Raw genomic sequence first — 14,055 nt, forward strand, 5'->3', positions numbered from 1 at the left:
CTTGGCCCCTTACAAATTTATTGAATACCGATTGGCAGCCCCGCATCCGCGAACGCCGTGGACAAGGCCGCCGCCGTCGCCACGATCGCATCGGCACGGCGTTGCGCCATCAGGTCAGCGAGCAACAGGCGGGCGGTTTCCGGGCGACGCTCGGCATGGGCGATCGCGGTGATCATCGTCTGCTCCGCCCAGGTCATCCGCGCGCAGCAGCACGGCGCGATCGGAATAGTGGTGGTCGAGGTCGCGGCGAGTTCGGCCATGAAGGCGCGTGCGAGCAATAGCGGCCGACGGAACCCCGCGCCGAATGCGCTCAGAAAGGTGTTCGCGGCGACCGCATCGTTGAGGCCGTGCGCTCCCATGCGACGGATCGCGAGCAGCAGGAGGCGTGCGGCCATTGTTTCCGGCAGGCTGTGCGGCAGGGCTTCGCTGACCAGCGACGCGGGCATTGGGGCAGGGGCCATCGGGCGACTCCATGGTGGGAGCCGCATAGTCGGTAAACCGCTATTGATAGTCAATCGCAATAATGCATCACTCTGGCGCTTCGCCGTTCGCCGCGAGCACTTCGCCTGCCAGATAGAGCGAGCCCAGGATCATCACCGTCACCGGTTTTTTGGCGTCGTCGGCGATCGCTTGCAGTGCCGCCTCCACCGTATCCGCAGATTGCGGCGCCATGCCGATATCGCGGGCGACCGCACCCAGCACTTCCGCGCTGTGGCATTCATGGCCGCCGACTGGAACGGCGTAGAAGCCCTTGGCCAGCCCGGCGAACGGCTGCAGTAACCCTGCGGGATCCTTGTTGGACAGCATGCCCACGATCATGTGCGCACCGTCTGTCTCGCGGTGATCCAGCACTTCGCGCAACGCCGCGGCGACGCTGGCGCCTGCGGCAGCGTTATGGCCGCCGTCGAGCCAGATCTCGCTGCCGGACGGCAATAGGCGCGTCAGCAGGCCGTCGCCGAGCAATTGCATCCGCGCGGGCCAGGTCGCGTGCTCGGCGGCGGCGACGAAAGCGTCGGGTGGGATGGTCAGCGTCTTCTGATGATGGAGCATGGCGATCGCCAGCGCGAGATTGCCCGGCTGGTGCGGCCCGGCCAGCACCGGCAGCGGCGTCTGCACCTTGCCGGCGGCGTCGCGATAGGTGAGCCGGCCGTCGTCCGCCGCCCAGAACCAGTTCCTGCCTTCGGGCGACACGGGCGCGCCGGCGGTGCGCGCGACGGCATTGACCCGCGCTTCGACCGATGGCGGATAACGCATGGTGACGAGCGGCACTTGCGGTTTGGCGATGCCAGCTTTTTCGGCGGCGATATCCTCGATGGTCGTGCCCAGGAATCGTTCGTGGTCGATGCCGAGCTGCGCGATGCCGGTGACGATGGGTTGCGCGATGACATTGGTCGCGTCGAGCCGCCCACCGAGCCCGACCTCGACGATGCTGGCGTCGGCGGGCGTGCGGGCGAAGGCGAGGAATGCCGCTGCGGTCGTGACCTCGAAAAAGCTCGCGCCGATATCGCCGCCGGCGTTGAGCACTTCCTCGAGCAGCGGTGCCAGCTCGGCATCCTCGATCAGCGTGCCGGCGAGCCGGATGCGCTCGTTGAAACGCACGAGATGGGGGCTTGAATAGACATGCGTCGTGTAGCCCGCCGCCTCGATCGCCGCGCGCAGGAAGGCGCAGGTCGATCCCTTGCCGTTGGTGCCGGCGACATGGAGTACCGGCGGCAAGCGTTCGTGCGGATTGCCGATGCGCTCGAGCAATTCGGTGATCCGCTCGAGGCCGAGAATATCGGCACCGGGGGAAAGAGCCCATAATCGGTCGAGCTGGCGCTGCACCGCGGGATCGGAAGAGGTGGCGTGGTCAGGCATCTTAGTTCCCCTCCCATTCATGGGAGGGGCTAGGGGAGGGCGTGTTGGTCACCACGAACGGCACATGCCCTCCCAACTCGCGGTCTGCAACTGGCGGAAATGCGCCCCGCGCATTTCGCAATCATGCCGGGGGCATGATTGACCAGTTGTAGACCGTGAGTTCCCTCCCACAAGCGGGAGGCGAGAATCCGTCACGCCGCCTTACGCTGCCCACCGACATAATCGATCAGCCGCGCCAAGGTCGGGCGCAGTTCCGCACGCGGCGTCACCATGTCGAGCATGCCGTGGTCGAGCAGATATTCGGCGCGCTGGAACCCTTCGGGCAGCTTTTCGCGGATCGTCTGCTCGATCACCCGCTGGCCGGCAAAGCCGATTAACGCGCCGGGCTCCGAAATCTGCACGTCGCCGAGCATCGCATAACTCGCGGTGACGCCGCCGGTGGTCGGGTCGGTCAGCACGACGATATACGGCAAGCCGACATCATGGAGCATCTGGATCGCAACCGTGGCGCGCGGCATCTGCATCAGGCTCAATATGCCTTCCTGCATCCGCGCGCCGCCCGCCGCAGTGAAGATGATATAGGGTGCGCCTTCGCTGATCGCCGCCTCGACGCCGCGGACGAACGCCTCGCCCACCGCGAGCCCCATCGATCCGCCCATGAAGGCGAAATCCTGGACGCCGACCACGGCCTTGCGGCCCTCGATCGTCCCGGTCGCGTTGATCAGCGCGTCGCTCTCTCCGGTCGCGGCGCGCGCCGCCTTGATGCGGTCGGTATATTTCTTCTGATCGCGGAACTTGAGCGGGTCATCCTGAACCTTGGGCGGAGTCAGCGTCGCGAACGAACCGGCGTCGAAAATCTGCGCGAACCGCACCTCTGGCCCAATCCGCTCGTGAAACGCGCAATTGGGACAGACGTAGAGATTGTCGGCCAGTTCCTTGGCGAACACCATCTGCCCGCACCCCTTGCACTTGTGCCAGAGGTTGTCGGGGCTTTCCTTCTTGGGGATGACGTACGACAGCGCGTTGCGGACGTTGGTCAGCCAGCTCATGCCATTTCCTTTCTGGCGGCGCGGATCGCGCCAGCGAGACTCGCGATATAAGCGCGCACAGGCTCGGCCGCATCCTTGCCATGCTGCCCGACCAGTTCGACGATCGCCGAGCCGACCACGACGCCATCGGCGACCCGCGCTATCGCGGCGGCCTGATCGGGGGTACGGACGCCGAAGCCGACCGCCACGGGCAGCTTGGTGGCGGCCTTGAGGCGCGCCACGGCTTCCTCGATCGAGGCCTGCACCGCCTGTTGCTTGCCGGTGATGCCTGCGACCGAGACGTAATAGAGGAAGCCGCTGGCGCCTTCGAGCACGGTCGGCAGTCGCGCGGCGTCGGTCGTCGGGGTAGCGAGGCGGATCAGGTCGACGCCGTTGCCGCGTAGCGCCGGCCCGAGCGAATCGTCTTCCTCGGGCGGGATGTCGACACAGATCACGCCATCGACACCGGCTTCCTTGGCGCGCTCGGCGAACCAATCGGCGCCGCGCCGCGTCATCGGATTGGCATAGCCCATCAGGACGAGCGGGACGGTCGGATGACGCTCACGGAACGCCGTCGCGATGGCGAGGATGTCCGCCGTCGTTGTGCCCGCCGCGAGGCTCCGCAAATTCGCTGCCTGAATAGCGGGGCCGTCCGCCATCGGATCTGTGAATGGCATACCGAGCTCGATCACGTCGGCGCCGCCCTCGACGAGGGCGTCGAGGATCGGCCCGGTCGCGAACCGACCGGGGTCGCCGGCGGTGACGAAGGCGACGAGGGCGGGATGGCCCTTGGCAAAGGCTTGGGAGAGGCGGGTCATATCGTGGTCCGCTTGTCGCGTCGGCGCAGGGCGATCAGGTCGATGAATATAGCGAACGGCGATCCAATGATGATCGCAACCATCTGCTCCCAATGCCATCTTTCGAATGCCATTCCGTGCCACGCTAAATTGGCTAACGCCGTACCCCCGCAGAACAGCGCGGCGAAACGGAGGCGTTGACGAAACGCTTCTGAAAGCGATGCGGGGGGTTCGTATCCCGTGATGACCGCAATAGCGTAAGGAACCCCAACGACGAGCAAGAAGAAGAGGATCGCGAGGGCGGTCATTGGGTCGATCATATCTTCACTCCCAGCGCTTCGGCGACGGTGAAGATGTCCTTGTCGCCACGCCCGCACAGGTTCGCCAAGATGATCTGATTCTCGTTCATTTCCCGCGCCTTCTTGGTCACAGCTGCGATCGCATGTGAGGGTTCGAGCGCGGGAATGATGCCTTCGGTCCGACAGAGAAGCTGGAAGGCGTCGAGCGCTTCCTCGTCGGTTGCCGAGGTATAATCGACCCGGCCGATTTCCTTGAGCCATGCGTGCTCGGGACCGATGCCCGGATAGTCGAGCCCTGCCGAGATCGAATGCGCCTCGGCGATCTGGCCGTCATCATCCTGGAGGAGATAGGTACGGTTGCCGTGAAGGATGCCGGGGAATCCACCGGCCAGGCTCGCGGCATGCTTGCGCTCGAGTCCTTCGCCCGCCGCCTCGACACCGAGCATGCGCACGTCGGGATCGTCGAGGAACGGATGGAACAGCCCGATCGCGTTCGATCCGCCGCCGATCGCCGCAACCAGCAGGTCGGGCAGACGGCCGATCCGCGACAGCATTTGCGCGCGCGCTTCCTTGCCGATCACGCTCTGAAAATCGCGAACCAGCTCGGGATAAGGATGCGGACCCGCTGCGGTGCCGATGATGTAGAAGGTGTCGTGGACGTTCGCGACCCAGTCGCGCAGCGCCTCGTTCATCGCGTCCTTGAGCGTGTTGGCACCGCTGGTGACGGGGATCACCTCGGCGCCGAGCAACTTCATCCGGAACACATTGGGCTGCTGCCGCTCGACGTCCTTGGCGCCCATATAGATGACGCAGGGCAGGCCGAAGCGCGCGCAGACGGTGGCGGTGGCGACACCGTGCTGGCCGGCACCGGTTTCGGCGATGATCCGCGTCTTGCCCATGCGGCGCGCGAGCAGAATCTGGCCGATGCAATTGTTGATCTTGTGCGCGCCGGTATGGTTGAGCTCGTCGCGCTTGAACCACACTTGCGCACCCTTGCCTGGCTCCGACCCGGCGCGGATCGCAGCGGTCAGCCGTTCGGCGAAATAGAGTGGGCTGGGCCGGCCGACATAATGTTCGAGCAGGTCGTCGAATTCCTGCGCGAACGCGGGGTCGACCTGCGCCGCGCGATATTCGCGTTCGAGGTCGAGGATCAGCGGCATCAGCGTCTCGGCGACGAAGCGGCCGCCGAACGCGCCGAAATGCCCGCGATCGTCGGGTTGGGTACGATACGAATTCGACAAAAGATCAGGGTCAGACATTACCGTTATTTCCTCGTCACAACATTAGGTCCAATCGCTTCGAACAGCGATCAGCGCCATCGTTGCGGGATGCGCAGGGCAGGGAGGATCGGCATCAGCATTGCGCCACCGCTTTAAGGAACGCGGCGATCTTGTCCACATCCTTGACGCCGGGCGCGGATTCGACCCCGGAGGAAACGTCGACCATGCGGGCGCCCGTGATAGTGACAGCCGGAACCACGTTTTCCGGCGTAAGGCCTCCAGCGAGCGCCCACGGACTCGAATGGCGATGTCCCTGCAGCATGGTCCAATCAAAGCGCAATCCCATGCCGCCTGGCAGCATTGCGTCATCCGGCGTTTTGGCGTCGTAGAGCACGCGGTCGACAGGGATGCTGGCATAGCGCTTGGCTTCGTCGATATCGGCGGCCCGCCTGACAGAGATAGCCGGCCAGACCGAATAGCCGCGCGCGTCCAGCTCTGCGACGCGAAGGAAATCCGTCGAGTGGAGCTGGATTGCCCACAGATTCGCGGCCTCCGTGGCGCGCGCGATCAGATCGTCATCGGGATCGACGAACACCCCGACCTTTCCGATACCGTCGGGAACACGGGCTGCCAGCGCGCGCGCTTGGTCGAACGTAACGTTGCGTGGCGAACGCTCGAAGAACACGAACCCAACATGACTCGCCCCGCCGGCAATCGCGGCGTCGAGCGTTTCGGGCGTGCTGAGGCCGCAGATCTTGGCGGTAACGCGGGACATGGCGGCGCTATAGACGCGGTGAGGGGCGGATGACCATGGGAGTGGCTTGACGCGAACGGACGGCGATGAGGAATTCAGCCGAGCGGCTTTTCCAACACCACCATGTGAAGCGGCGGATCGACCACGATTGGAAAATCGCGCGTGCCGACCTGCGCGTAGCCCCGGCGCTCGTAGAAGGCGATCAACTCGGCGCGCCGATCGATCACCGTCATTTCGATCCGGTCGGCAGAAAATTCCCGGTGCGCGGCCGCTTCGGCCGCGGCGATCAATTGTTTGCCATAGCCGCCGGTCTGCAATAGCGGATCGACGCACAGTAGCCCGAGATAGGCGAGTCCGCCGCCCGAATTGGCGACGCGGACGCAGCCGACCATGCGATCATCATCGAACCCGACCAGCAAGCGTTCCGCCGGATCGGCGATCATCGCCTCCAGTTCGCCGACGCCGATCCGCTCGCCGTCGAGCAGGTCAGCCTCATGCGTCCAGCCGGCGCGCGCATCGTCGCCGCGATAGGCGCGCTGAATCAGCGGTTGAAGCGTGGCGAGATCGTCGCGTCGCGCGACGCGAACCGATAAATCGGACATGACAAGAACCTAAAGCGTCGCGCCGATCTCGCGCGCGGCGAGGTCGGGATCCTCGGCGGCAGTGATCGGCCGGCCCACCACCAGAATCGAGGCGCCGGCGTCCATCGCGGCGCGCGGCGTCACCACGCGCTTCTGGTCGCCTATCGCACCGTTGGCGGGGCGAACGCCCGGCACGACGAAGAAGCCCTTGGGCCACAATTTGTGTGCCGCCCGGACTTCCTCGCCCGAACACACGATGCCGTCGACCCCGGCGTCCATCGCCAGTTCGGTCAGCCGTAGCACCTGGTCGTGCGACGACCCGTCGACGCCGGTGGCGCGCAAGTCGTTCTCGTCCAGGCTGGTCAGCATCGTTACCGCGACGACCTTGGTATTGCTCGGCGCGGCGGCTTTGGCATCCTCCAGCATCGAGCGGCCGCCGCTGGCATGGACGGTCAGCACCGCTGGCTCGAGCCCGCGCAGTGCCTGGATCGCCTTGCCGACGGTGTTGGGAATGTCGTGTAGCTTGAGGTCGAGAAAGATCGGCAGGCCCAGCTCGTGCATTTCCAGCACGCCATGGCGGCCATTGGCCATGAAGAATTCGAGGCCTAGCTTGATCCCGCCGACATGGTGGCGGACCCGCGTGGCGATCGCCTTCGCCTTGTCGATATCGGGTGTGTCGAGCGCGACGTAGACGCGGCTGGTCATGGCGTCAGCTCGAGCGGCGGCTGTTTGGGCGGCTTGGGCGGTGCCGGCGGCGTGGTCGCGGCGATCGGCGCGGCAAGCACCGGACCGGGATCGGCGCCCATCGGCACTACCGGTTTCAGATCGGCGATCACGCGCTCGGCGGTCGTCAGCCGCTGCGTCAGGCGCCAGCGGATCGTCCGGTAATAGAGCCAGGTCGGGACCACTCCGGCGAGAAACATGAACAACATCATGAAGGGAAGGTTCACTTCCGCGACCAACCCACCCCACAGGTTGATCGTCACCCAGCTCCAATTGCCATAGGTGAAGATCGCCGCGACGAAGCTGATCAGGCACCAGAAAAGGATCTTGAGGAATTGCATGGAGCGGGACGCTAGCGGGGCCGGTCAAGTTTGGCCAGACTTCCCGGCAATCCTCCCCATAAGCGATGGGGAGGGCCGGAGCTGTCCGCCGAGCCTCAGCGAATCGGCGAGTTCGGGTCGAGCCGCATATCCAGATACTTGTCCACGCTGCCCATCAGCTCGCCCATCTCATGTTCGAAGAAATGGTTGGCCTTGGGAATCGTGTCGTGGTGAATCGTGATGTGCTTCTGGGTGCGCAATTTATCGACCAGCTTCTGGACGGCGATCGGGGTCACGACCTCGTCATTCTCGCCCTGGATGATGATGCCCGAGGCGGGGCAGGGGGCGAGGAACGTGAAGTCGAACATGTTCGCCGGCGGCGCGATCGAGATGAAGCCGCGGATTTCCGGGCGGCGCATCAGCAACTGCATGCCGATCCACGCGCCGAACCCGAACCCGGCGACCCAGGTGGTCGAGGCTTCGGCATGGAAGCTTTGCACCCAGTCAAGAGCCGAGGCGGCGTCGCTCAGCTCGCCGATGCCATTGTCGAACACGCCCTGGCTCTTGCCGACGCCGCGGAAATTGAAGCGCAAGGTCGCGAATCCGCGCCGCTGGAACGTCTTGTAGAGCTCGATCACGATGCGGTTGTTCATCGTGCCGCCCGACATCGGGTGGGGATGCAGGATCATCGCGACCGGTGCGCGCGGCTTGGGCGCGGGGGCGAAACGACCTTCGAGGCGGCCCTCGGGGCCGGGGAAAATGACTTCGGGCATCGTGTCCTGTTCTTTTAGCCGCAGAGGCGCCGGTGTGGCGCTAAAGGTTGCGCGCTATATAGGCAGCAGGCCCCAACACGCAATTGGAACGAGTCGGACCCATCGTGAGCCAGCGCATCTATCTCGATCATGCCGCGACCACGCCGCTGCTGGCCGCCGTGCGCGAGGCGATGGCGGAGGGGTATGCGCGCTGGGCCAATCCGTCATCGCCGCATGCCGAAGGGCGCGCGGCCAAGGCGATGCTGGAGAAGGCGCGGACGCAAATCGCGGCGGCCTATGGCTGGCCGGGCGAAGTGCTGTTCACCAGCGGATCGAGCGAGGCGCTGGCGATCGCGTTGACTCGCTCGGCAGTGACGCGCCGATTGGCGAGCGCGGTCGAGCATGATGCGGTGCTTCGCGCGGCCTATGACATCGCGCTGGTTCCGGTGGATTCGGCCGGGCTGGTCGATCGCGCCGCGTTGGACGGCGCGATGGCGAGTGAAGGGCGCGCGGTCGTCGCGATCCAATGGGCCAATAGCGAGACCGGAATCCGCCAGCCGGTCGCCGAGCTGGCCGAGCAGGTCCATGCTACCGGCCATCTGCTGCTGGTCGATGCCGCCCAGATGCCGGTCGGTGCCGATCGCGCGGTGGCGCTGCACGCCGATTTCGTCGCGCTGTCGGCACATAAGCGCGGCGGACCGATCGGCGTCGGCGCGCTGCTGGTTCGCGACCTCGCGACGCTCGATCCGACCGGTGGGCAGGAGCGGGGATATCGGCCCGGGACGGAGAACATGCCCGGCATAATCGGCTATGCGGCAGCGCTCGCCGAGCCCGAGGACATTGCCGGGTACCGAGCATTGCGCGCCCATTTGGACGAGGAGATCAAGGCGTCGGGCGGCGAGCCGGTCCTGGCCGGCGCGCTGCGCCACCCGGCGATCGGCTCGTACCGCATGCCCGGCGTCGCCGCCACGACCCAGCTGATTCGTTTCGACATGGCCGGGATCGCGGTGTCGGCGGGGAGCGCCTGCGCGAGCGGCAGCATGAAGCCGAGCCATGTGCTGTCGGCGATGGGCTGGGACATGCAGGCGTCCCAGGAAGTGGTAAGGGTCAGTTTCGGACGATCGACCACGCGCGCCGAGCTCGACGCCTTTGTCGCGACGTGGCGCGAGATCGCGGCGTCGCTGGCGCGCGCGGCATGATCTATCTCGATTACCAGGCGACCACGCCGCTCGCGCCCGAGGCGCTGGAGGCGATGCTGCCCTGGCTGCGCGACCAGCATGCCAATCCGCATTCGGCGCATGGTCCGGGACGGGCGGCTAAGGCCGCGATTGAAGTTGCGCGGGCGCAGGTTGCCGCGTTGCTGCCGGCCGGCGGAACCGTCAGTTTCACCGGCGGCGCGACCGAGGCGCTCAACTGGGCGATCAAGGGTGTCGGTGGTCCGATCGTGACCGTCGCCACCGAACATGCCGCCGTGCTTGATACCGTAGAGGCCGTGGGGGACGCGGTGGTGTTGTCGGTTGGACATGACGGCCTGGTCGACCTGGAGGTGGCGCGCGCGACGATCCGGCCAGGCGTGAAGCTGGTCGCGGCGATGCTGGTCAATAACGAGATCGGGGTGGTCCAGCCGATCGCGGAGTTGGCGGCGCTGGCGCACCAGGTGGGCGCTTTGTTCCTGTGCGATGCCGTGCAGGGCTACGGCCGCGTGGCGATTCCGGAGGGCTGCGATCTGATCGCGCTGTCGGCGCACAAGATTCACGGACCCAAGGGCATTGGCGCGCTGTGGATACGCGAGGGTATCGATCTGGCGCCGCTGCTCCATGGCGGCGGGCAGGAAGCGGCGGGGCGTTCGGGCACGCTCAGCCCGGCTCTGTGCGCGGGGTTCGGCGCGGCGGCGGCGCTGATGGCGGCGCGATGCGACCGGGACGCGGCTCATGTCGAGAGGTTATGGTCGGTAGGGCGGGCTGCCCTGAGCGCAGAATGGATCGTCAATGGGTCGATCGAGCACCGCTATCATGGCAATCTCAACATTCGGCGTGATGGGCTGGACGTGGCGCGGCTGATGTCAGATCTGCGCGACATCGCCTTTTCGGCGGGGTCGGCTTGCGCCAGCGGATCGGGAAGACCGAGCCATGTGCTCGAGGCGATCGGATTGAGCGATGCGCAGGCCCGCAACAGCGTCCGGATCGGTTTCGGGCGCTATACGACCGAGGAGGAATTGGTGACCGCGCTAGAGCGCATCGACGCAGCAGCCCGCGCGCAGAGAATCGCAGCATGACGAAGGTGATTTTCATCGAGCGCGATGGCGCCACGCGCGAAGTCGAGGCGCGGCCGGGCGATCGCCTGCTCGACCTGGCGCAAAATGCCGGCGAGCCGCTCGAAGGAACCTGCGAAGGTCAGATGGCCTGTTCGACTTGTCATGTGATCGTCGATGCCCAGGATTTCGCGAAATTGCCTCCCGCCGTCGAGGAGGAAGAAGACATGCTCGATCTTGCTGCTGGGGCCACGCGATACAGCCGACTCGCGTGCCAGATCTGGCTGAACGACACGCTCGAAACGCTGACCGTGCGCATCCCCTCCGAAGCCAAGAACATGCAGGGACGCTGACCTAAATTCTTAATGTCTTACAGTGACTAAGCATTATTTCGTTCGTGGAACGGCCGCTGCATGTTAGGCGTTTGGACGCGCCGGGGGGCGAAAAAAGCATGGAGAGATACGCCATGAAATTTCTCGCTGTAGTTGCTGCTGGAATTCTTGCCGCCTCCGCCCTCACACCGGTTGCTCCCGCCAGTGCGGCGCCTGCGCCGCAGCGCTGGGGCCACGGACATCATGGATGGAAGTGGAAGAAGGTGTGCACGGTGCGCTGGAACCATGGCCGCAAGGTGCGCGTGTGCCGCAAGGTACGCGTCCGGTGGTAGAAGCGGCACTCTAATGGCTTGAAAGCGCCGCCCGATCCCGCCATATGCGCGGCGGGAGTCGGGCGGACGCAATCGTCGCCAACCCGGTCAGGTCCGGAAGGAAGCAGCCGTAACGATTTCGTTGCGGGTCGTTCCGGCTCCCACCTGCCTCCATTGATATTATGGCCTGTCCACCTGCGTGACGGCGCGACACTTGGTCGCTTACCACGTGTCGGCGCGGACCGTTTTAGTATCGGCAGCGATCGCATCCGAAATGGATCAGGATCGACGCACCGGGGCGCTCCAATCCGATACGGAACGCGATAGCGCTTTCGTGCATTTCGACAGTGCCTCTGACCCACAAGGCAAGGAGTCCTGTATGCGTATCACTCGAATGTTCGCCGTCCTGCTGGCCGTTGCCGGCGTATCGGCGATTAATCCGGCTTCGGCCGAAACGTCGCTGACGCGGTCGACGACGATCGCCGCGCCGATCGCGGCACCCTCCGGCACCACCGCTACCGCGGACCAGTATCGCGATCGCGGCCGCCACAATGGCTGGCGCAACGGCAATCGCGGTTGGCGCGGCGACCGCGGCTGGCGGGGCCGCGGCTATGGCTATCGCGGCGGTTACGGCTATCGCGGCCGCGGTTATTACGGTCCGCGTTATGCCTATGGCCGGCCATATCGTTGGCGCGGACCGCGTCTCGCATGCCGCACGTCGTGGCGCTGGGGCCGGCCGCACCGCGTGTGCTTCCGCCGCTGGTAACAGGCTTCGACAATCGGGCTCGCCGTGCCTAGATAAGGGTCGATGTCCGACTCTTTCGATCTCGGCGAGCCGCCGCAGCCCAAGGAAACCGCGTACCGCGTGCTCGCGCGCAAGTACCGGCCGCAGAATTTCGATCAGCTGATCGGCCAGGACGCGATGGTCCAGACGCTGGGCAATGCGATCCGGCGCGGGCGGTTGGCGCACGCCTTCCTGCTGACCGGCGTGCGCGGAGTCGGCAAGACGTCGACCGCGCGCCTGATCGCCAAGGCGCTCAATTGCATCGGCCCTGACGGACAGGGCGGCCCTACGATCGATCCGTGCGGCGTCTGCGATCCCTGCGTGTCGATTGCCGAGGGTCGCAATATCGACGTGATCGAGATGGACGCGGCCAGCCATACCGGCGTCGACGACATGCGCGCGGTGATCGACGCGGCGCGGCTCGCCGCGTTCGGCGCGCGGTTCAAGATCTACATCATCGACGAAGTCCATATGCTGTCGAAGAATGCGTTCAATGCGCTTCTGAAGACATTGGAAGAACCCCCTGAACATGTGAAGTTTCTGCTGGCGACGACCGAGGTGCAGAAGGTGCCGGTGACGGTCCTGTCGCGATGCCAGCGATTCGATCTCAGGCGCATTCCCGCGGACAAATTGGCGGCGCATTTCGCCCACATCGTCGAGTTGGAGAGCGCGGAAGCGGAGCCCGAGGCATTGGCGCTGATCGCGCGCGCCGCGGACGGATCGGCGCGCGATGGCCTGTCGATCCTCGACCAGGCGATCGCGCATGCCGGCATGGAAGGCGGCGGCGTCACGGCGCCTGCCGTGCGTGCGATGCTCGGCCTGTCCGATCGCGCCGCGATTCGCGACTTGTTCGCGCTGTTGCTCGACAGCGACGCGCCCGGCGCGCTCGCGGCGTTGCGCCGGCAATATGATCTCGGCGTCGATCCGCAATCGGTGCTGCGTGGCCTGCTCGAAACCGTGCATGCGGTCACCCTGGCCAAGCTGGGCGGCGATGCCGATCCGGCGCAATCGGCGGAGGAACGCGACGCCTATCAGGGCTGGGCGCGGCTGCTGTCCTTTCCGGCGCTCCATCGATTGTGGCAATTGATGCTCAAGGGGTATGAGGAAGTTGCGCGCGCCGCGTTGCCGATCGAGGCCGGCGAAATGGCGTTGCTCCGCGTCGTCCATGCCTCCAGCCTGCCAGACCCTGGCGAACTCGCGCGTCAGATCGCGGCGGGCTCCGCACCATCGATCGCACCGCCCTCGACGAGCGCCGCTCCGTCCTCCGCTCCAGCCACGGTCCAGGCGCTGCCCGCCAGTTTCGATGCGATGGTCGAACTGGTCCGCGCCAATGGCGGCGGCGCATTGCTGTCGCACCTGACCGCCAATGCCCGGGTGGTACGCTATGAGGCGCCCGAACTGGTGCTCAGCACCTCGCGGCCCTTGCCCGCCGACTTGCCGACGACCCTTGCCGCACGGTTGGGCGAACTGACCGGCGCGAAATGGAAAGTGACGACCGAGGACGCCGAGGGCGAGGCAACGCTTGCCGAACGCCGCAAGGCCGAGGAAGAGGCCGAACGCGCCGCGGTCATGGAAACCCCCATCGTGAAGGCAGCGTTGGAGACTTTCCCCGACGCGGTGCTCGAACGCATCAACAAGGAAGCACTGGGATGAAGAGTCTCGAAGACATTATGGCCATGGCGCAGAACGTCCAGGCCGAACTGGCCAAGGCGCAGGACGGGCTCGACCAGATCGAGGTCGAAGGCGCGTCAGGCGGCGGCATGGTCAAGGTGAAGGCGTCGGCCAAGGGTCGGATCATCGGCGTCGACATCGATCCATCGCTGCTCCAGCCGTCGGAAAAGCAGATGCTGGAAGATCTGATCGTCGCCGCGTTCAACGACGCGCGGGCGAAGGCGGATGCGGCATCGAACGCGGAAATGGCCAAGATGACGCAAGGCCTGCCGCTGCCGCCGGGGTTCAAGCTGCCGTTCTGAGCCGATCGGAGCGGGCTGCCGCCACGGACCCAGCTGTGGCTCGGATGCGTTTTCCCGATCATGACGCCAAGCG

Annotated in this window: 17 protein-coding genes and 1 other RNA gene; 7 read left to right on the forward strand and 11 right to left on the reverse strand. The window is 65.6% G+C overall.

Annotated features, from left to right (window positions below; genetic code table 11):
* Window positions 1–17: 17 nt before the first annotated feature.
* From AC1DRD_RS06465 to AC1DRD_RS06515, 11 genes are all read right to left on the reverse strand, one after another.
* Window positions 18–461: a DUF6628 family protein gene (locus AC1DRD_RS06465; protein ID WP_478040776.1), complete on the reverse strand. Its 444-nt coding sequence runs from the start codon at window positions 459–461 to the stop codon at window positions 18–20.
* Between the two features lie 67 nt (window positions 462–528).
* On the reverse strand, window positions 529–1,857 hold the full coding sequence (locus AC1DRD_RS06470) for a bifunctional folylpolyglutamate synthase/dihydrofolate synthase (RefSeq protein ID WP_478040777.1): 1,329 nt from the start codon (window positions 1,855–1,857) through the stop codon (window positions 529–531).
* Window positions 1,858–2,048: 191 nt separating this feature from the next.
* Window positions 2,049–2,906: an acetyl-CoA carboxylase, carboxyltransferase subunit beta gene (gene accD / locus AC1DRD_RS06475; RefSeq protein ID WP_478029934.1), complete on the reverse strand. Its 858-nt coding sequence runs from the start codon at window positions 2,904–2,906 to the stop codon at window positions 2,049–2,051.
* Window positions 2,903–3,703, reverse strand: a complete 801-nt coding sequence (gene trpA / locus AC1DRD_RS06480) for a tryptophan synthase subunit alpha (protein WP_478029935.1) — start codon at window positions 3,701–3,703, stop codon at window positions 2,903–2,905. The genes accD and trpA overlap by 4 nt, the downstream gene beginning before the upstream one ends.
* A complete protein-coding gene (locus AC1DRD_RS06485; RefSeq protein ID WP_478040778.1) occupies window positions 3,700–4,002 on the reverse strand; it encodes a hypothetical protein in 303 nt (100 codons plus the stop codon). The genes trpA and AC1DRD_RS06485 overlap by 4 nt, the downstream gene beginning before the upstream one ends.
* Entirely contained in the window at window positions 3,999–5,240 is a 1,242-nt protein-coding gene (gene trpB / locus AC1DRD_RS06490; protein ID WP_478040779.1) for a tryptophan synthase subunit beta, read from the reverse strand. Before trpB ends, AC1DRD_RS06485 begins: the two co-directional genes overlap by 4 nt.
* Window positions 5,241–5,334: 94 nt before the next feature.
* Window positions 5,335–5,976: a phosphoribosylanthranilate isomerase gene (locus AC1DRD_RS06495; protein ID WP_478029938.1), complete on the reverse strand. Its 642-nt coding sequence runs from the start codon at window positions 5,974–5,976 to the stop codon at window positions 5,335–5,337.
* A gap of 74 nt (window positions 5,977–6,050) precedes the next feature.
* A complete protein-coding gene (locus AC1DRD_RS06500; RefSeq protein ID WP_478040780.1) occupies window positions 6,051–6,557 on the reverse strand; it encodes a GNAT family N-acetyltransferase in 507 nt (168 codons plus the stop codon).
* Between the two features lie 9 nt (window positions 6,558–6,566).
* Window positions 6,567–7,241 carry an orotidine-5'-phosphate decarboxylase gene (pyrF, locus tag AC1DRD_RS06505; RefSeq protein ID WP_478029940.1) on the reverse strand — a complete coding sequence of 225 codons (675 nt, stop codon included), beginning with the start codon at window positions 7,239–7,241 and terminating at the stop codon, window positions 6,567–6,569.
* Window positions 7,238–7,600 carry a hypothetical protein gene (locus tag AC1DRD_RS06510; RefSeq protein ID WP_478029941.1) on the reverse strand — a complete coding sequence of 121 codons (363 nt, stop codon included), beginning with the start codon at window positions 7,598–7,600 and terminating at the stop codon, window positions 7,238–7,240. The genes pyrF and AC1DRD_RS06510 overlap by 4 nt, the downstream gene beginning before the upstream one ends.
* A 95-nt stretch (window positions 7,601–7,695) precedes the next feature.
* Window positions 7,696–8,352 (reverse strand): alpha/beta hydrolase, encoded by a 657-nt coding sequence (locus AC1DRD_RS06515; protein ID WP_066807358.1) that lies wholly within the window; start codon window positions 8,350–8,352, stop codon window positions 7,696–7,698.
* A 104-nt stretch (window positions 8,353–8,456) separates the two neighbouring features.
* Here AC1DRD_RS06515 and AC1DRD_RS06520 point away from each other — a divergent pair, with 104 nt between their 5' ends.
* From AC1DRD_RS06520 to AC1DRD_RS06550, 7 genes are all read left to right on the forward strand, one after another.
* Entirely contained in the window at window positions 8,457–9,530 is a 1,074-nt protein-coding gene (locus AC1DRD_RS06520; protein ID WP_478040781.1) for a cysteine desulfurase family protein, read from the forward strand.
* Window positions 9,527–10,606 carry a cysteine desulfurase family protein gene (locus AC1DRD_RS06525; RefSeq protein WP_478040782.1) on the forward strand — a complete coding sequence of 360 codons (1,080 nt, stop codon included), beginning with the start codon at window positions 9,527–9,529 and terminating at the stop codon, window positions 10,604–10,606. The genes AC1DRD_RS06520 and AC1DRD_RS06525 overlap by 4 nt, the downstream gene beginning before the upstream one ends.
* Entirely contained in the window at window positions 10,603–10,935 is a 333-nt protein-coding gene (locus AC1DRD_RS06530) for a 2Fe-2S iron-sulfur cluster-binding protein (protein WP_478040783.1), read from the forward strand. The genes AC1DRD_RS06525 and AC1DRD_RS06530 overlap by 4 nt, the downstream gene beginning before the upstream one ends.
* A 361-nt stretch (window positions 10,936–11,296) precedes the next feature.
* Window positions 11,297–11,394: signal recognition particle sRNA small type (gene ffs, locus AC1DRD_RS06535), an RNA gene on the forward strand.
* A 210-nt stretch (window positions 11,395–11,604) separates the two neighbouring features.
* Window positions 11,605–11,991: a hypothetical protein gene (locus AC1DRD_RS06540; protein WP_478040784.1), complete on the forward strand. Its 387-nt coding sequence runs from the start codon at window positions 11,605–11,607 to the stop codon at window positions 11,989–11,991.
* A 42-nt stretch (window positions 11,992–12,033) separates the two neighbouring features.
* On the forward strand, window positions 12,034–13,662 hold the full coding sequence (locus AC1DRD_RS06545) for a DNA polymerase III subunit gamma/tau (protein ID WP_478040785.1): 1,629 nt from the start codon (window positions 12,034–12,036) through the stop codon (window positions 13,660–13,662).
* Window positions 13,659–13,982 (forward strand): YbaB/EbfC family nucleoid-associated protein, encoded by a 324-nt coding sequence (locus AC1DRD_RS06550; RefSeq protein WP_066589895.1) that lies wholly within the window; start codon window positions 13,659–13,661, stop codon window positions 13,980–13,982. The genes AC1DRD_RS06545 and AC1DRD_RS06550 overlap by 4 nt, the downstream gene beginning before the upstream one ends.
* Window positions 13,983–14,055: the final 73 nt, after the last annotated feature.

This window comes from Sphingomonas sp. P4_G2 (assembly GCF_056401155.1).

What these genes read in the sequence shown, in the direction of transcription:
- AC1DRD_RS06530 (WP_478040783.1), top strand. Translation starts at nt 10,603, where the DNA reads ATGACGAAGGTGATTTTCATCGAGCGCGATGGCGCCACGCGCGAAGTC.
- AC1DRD_RS06485 (WP_478040778.1), bottom strand. Translation starts at nt 4,002, where the DNA reads ATGATCGACCCAATGACCGCCCTCGCGATCCTCTTCTTCTTGCTCGTC.
- AC1DRD_RS06515 (WP_066807358.1), bottom strand. Translation starts at nt 8,352, where the DNA reads ATGCCCGAAGTCATTTTCCCCGGCCCCGAGGGCCGCCTCGAAGGTCGT.
- AC1DRD_RS06540 (WP_478040784.1), top strand. Translation starts at nt 11,605, where the DNA reads ATGCGTATCACTCGAATGTTCGCCGTCCTGCTGGCCGTTGCCGGCGTA.
- AC1DRD_RS06525 (WP_478040782.1), top strand. Translation starts at nt 9,527, where the DNA reads ATGATCTATCTCGATTACCAGGCGACCACGCCGCTCGCGCCCGAGGCG.
- AC1DRD_RS06500 (WP_478040780.1), bottom strand. Translation starts at nt 6,557, where the DNA reads ATGTCCGATTTATCGGTTCGCGTCGCGCGACGCGACGATCTCGCCACG.
- pyrF (WP_478029940.1), bottom strand. Translation starts at nt 7,241, where the DNA reads ATGACCAGCCGCGTCTACGTCGCGCTCGACACACCCGATATCGACAAG.
- AC1DRD_RS06550 (WP_066589895.1), top strand. Translation starts at nt 13,659, where the DNA reads ATGAAGAGTCTCGAAGACATTATGGCCATGGCGCAGAACGTCCAGGCC.
- AC1DRD_RS06470 (WP_478040777.1), bottom strand. Translation starts at nt 1,857, where the DNA reads ATGCCTGACCACGCCACCTCTTCCGATCCCGCGGTGCAGCGCCAGCTC.
- accD (WP_478029934.1), bottom strand. Translation starts at nt 2,906, where the DNA reads ATGAGCTGGCTGACCAACGTCCGCAACGCGCTGTCGTACGTCATCCCC.
- AC1DRD_RS06495 (WP_478029938.1), bottom strand. Translation starts at nt 5,976, where the DNA reads ATGTCCCGCGTTACCGCCAAGATCTGCGGCCTCAGCACGCCCGAAACG.
- AC1DRD_RS06545 (WP_478040785.1), top strand. Translation starts at nt 12,034, where the DNA reads ATGTCCGACTCTTTCGATCTCGGCGAGCCGCCGCAGCCCAAGGAAACC.
- trpB (WP_478040779.1), bottom strand. Translation starts at nt 5,240, where the DNA reads ATGTCTGACCCTGATCTTTTGTCGAATTCGTATCGTACCCAACCCGAC.
- AC1DRD_RS06510 (WP_478029941.1), bottom strand. Translation starts at nt 7,600, where the DNA reads ATGCAATTCCTCAAGATCCTTTTCTGGTGCCTGATCAGCTTCGTCGCG.
- AC1DRD_RS06465 (WP_478040776.1), bottom strand. Translation starts at nt 461, where the DNA reads ATGGCCCCTGCCCCAATGCCCGCGTCGCTGGTCAGCGAAGCCCTGCCG.
- trpA (WP_478029935.1), bottom strand. Translation starts at nt 3,703, where the DNA reads ATGACCCGCCTCTCCCAAGCCTTTGCCAAGGGCCATCCCGCCCTCGTC.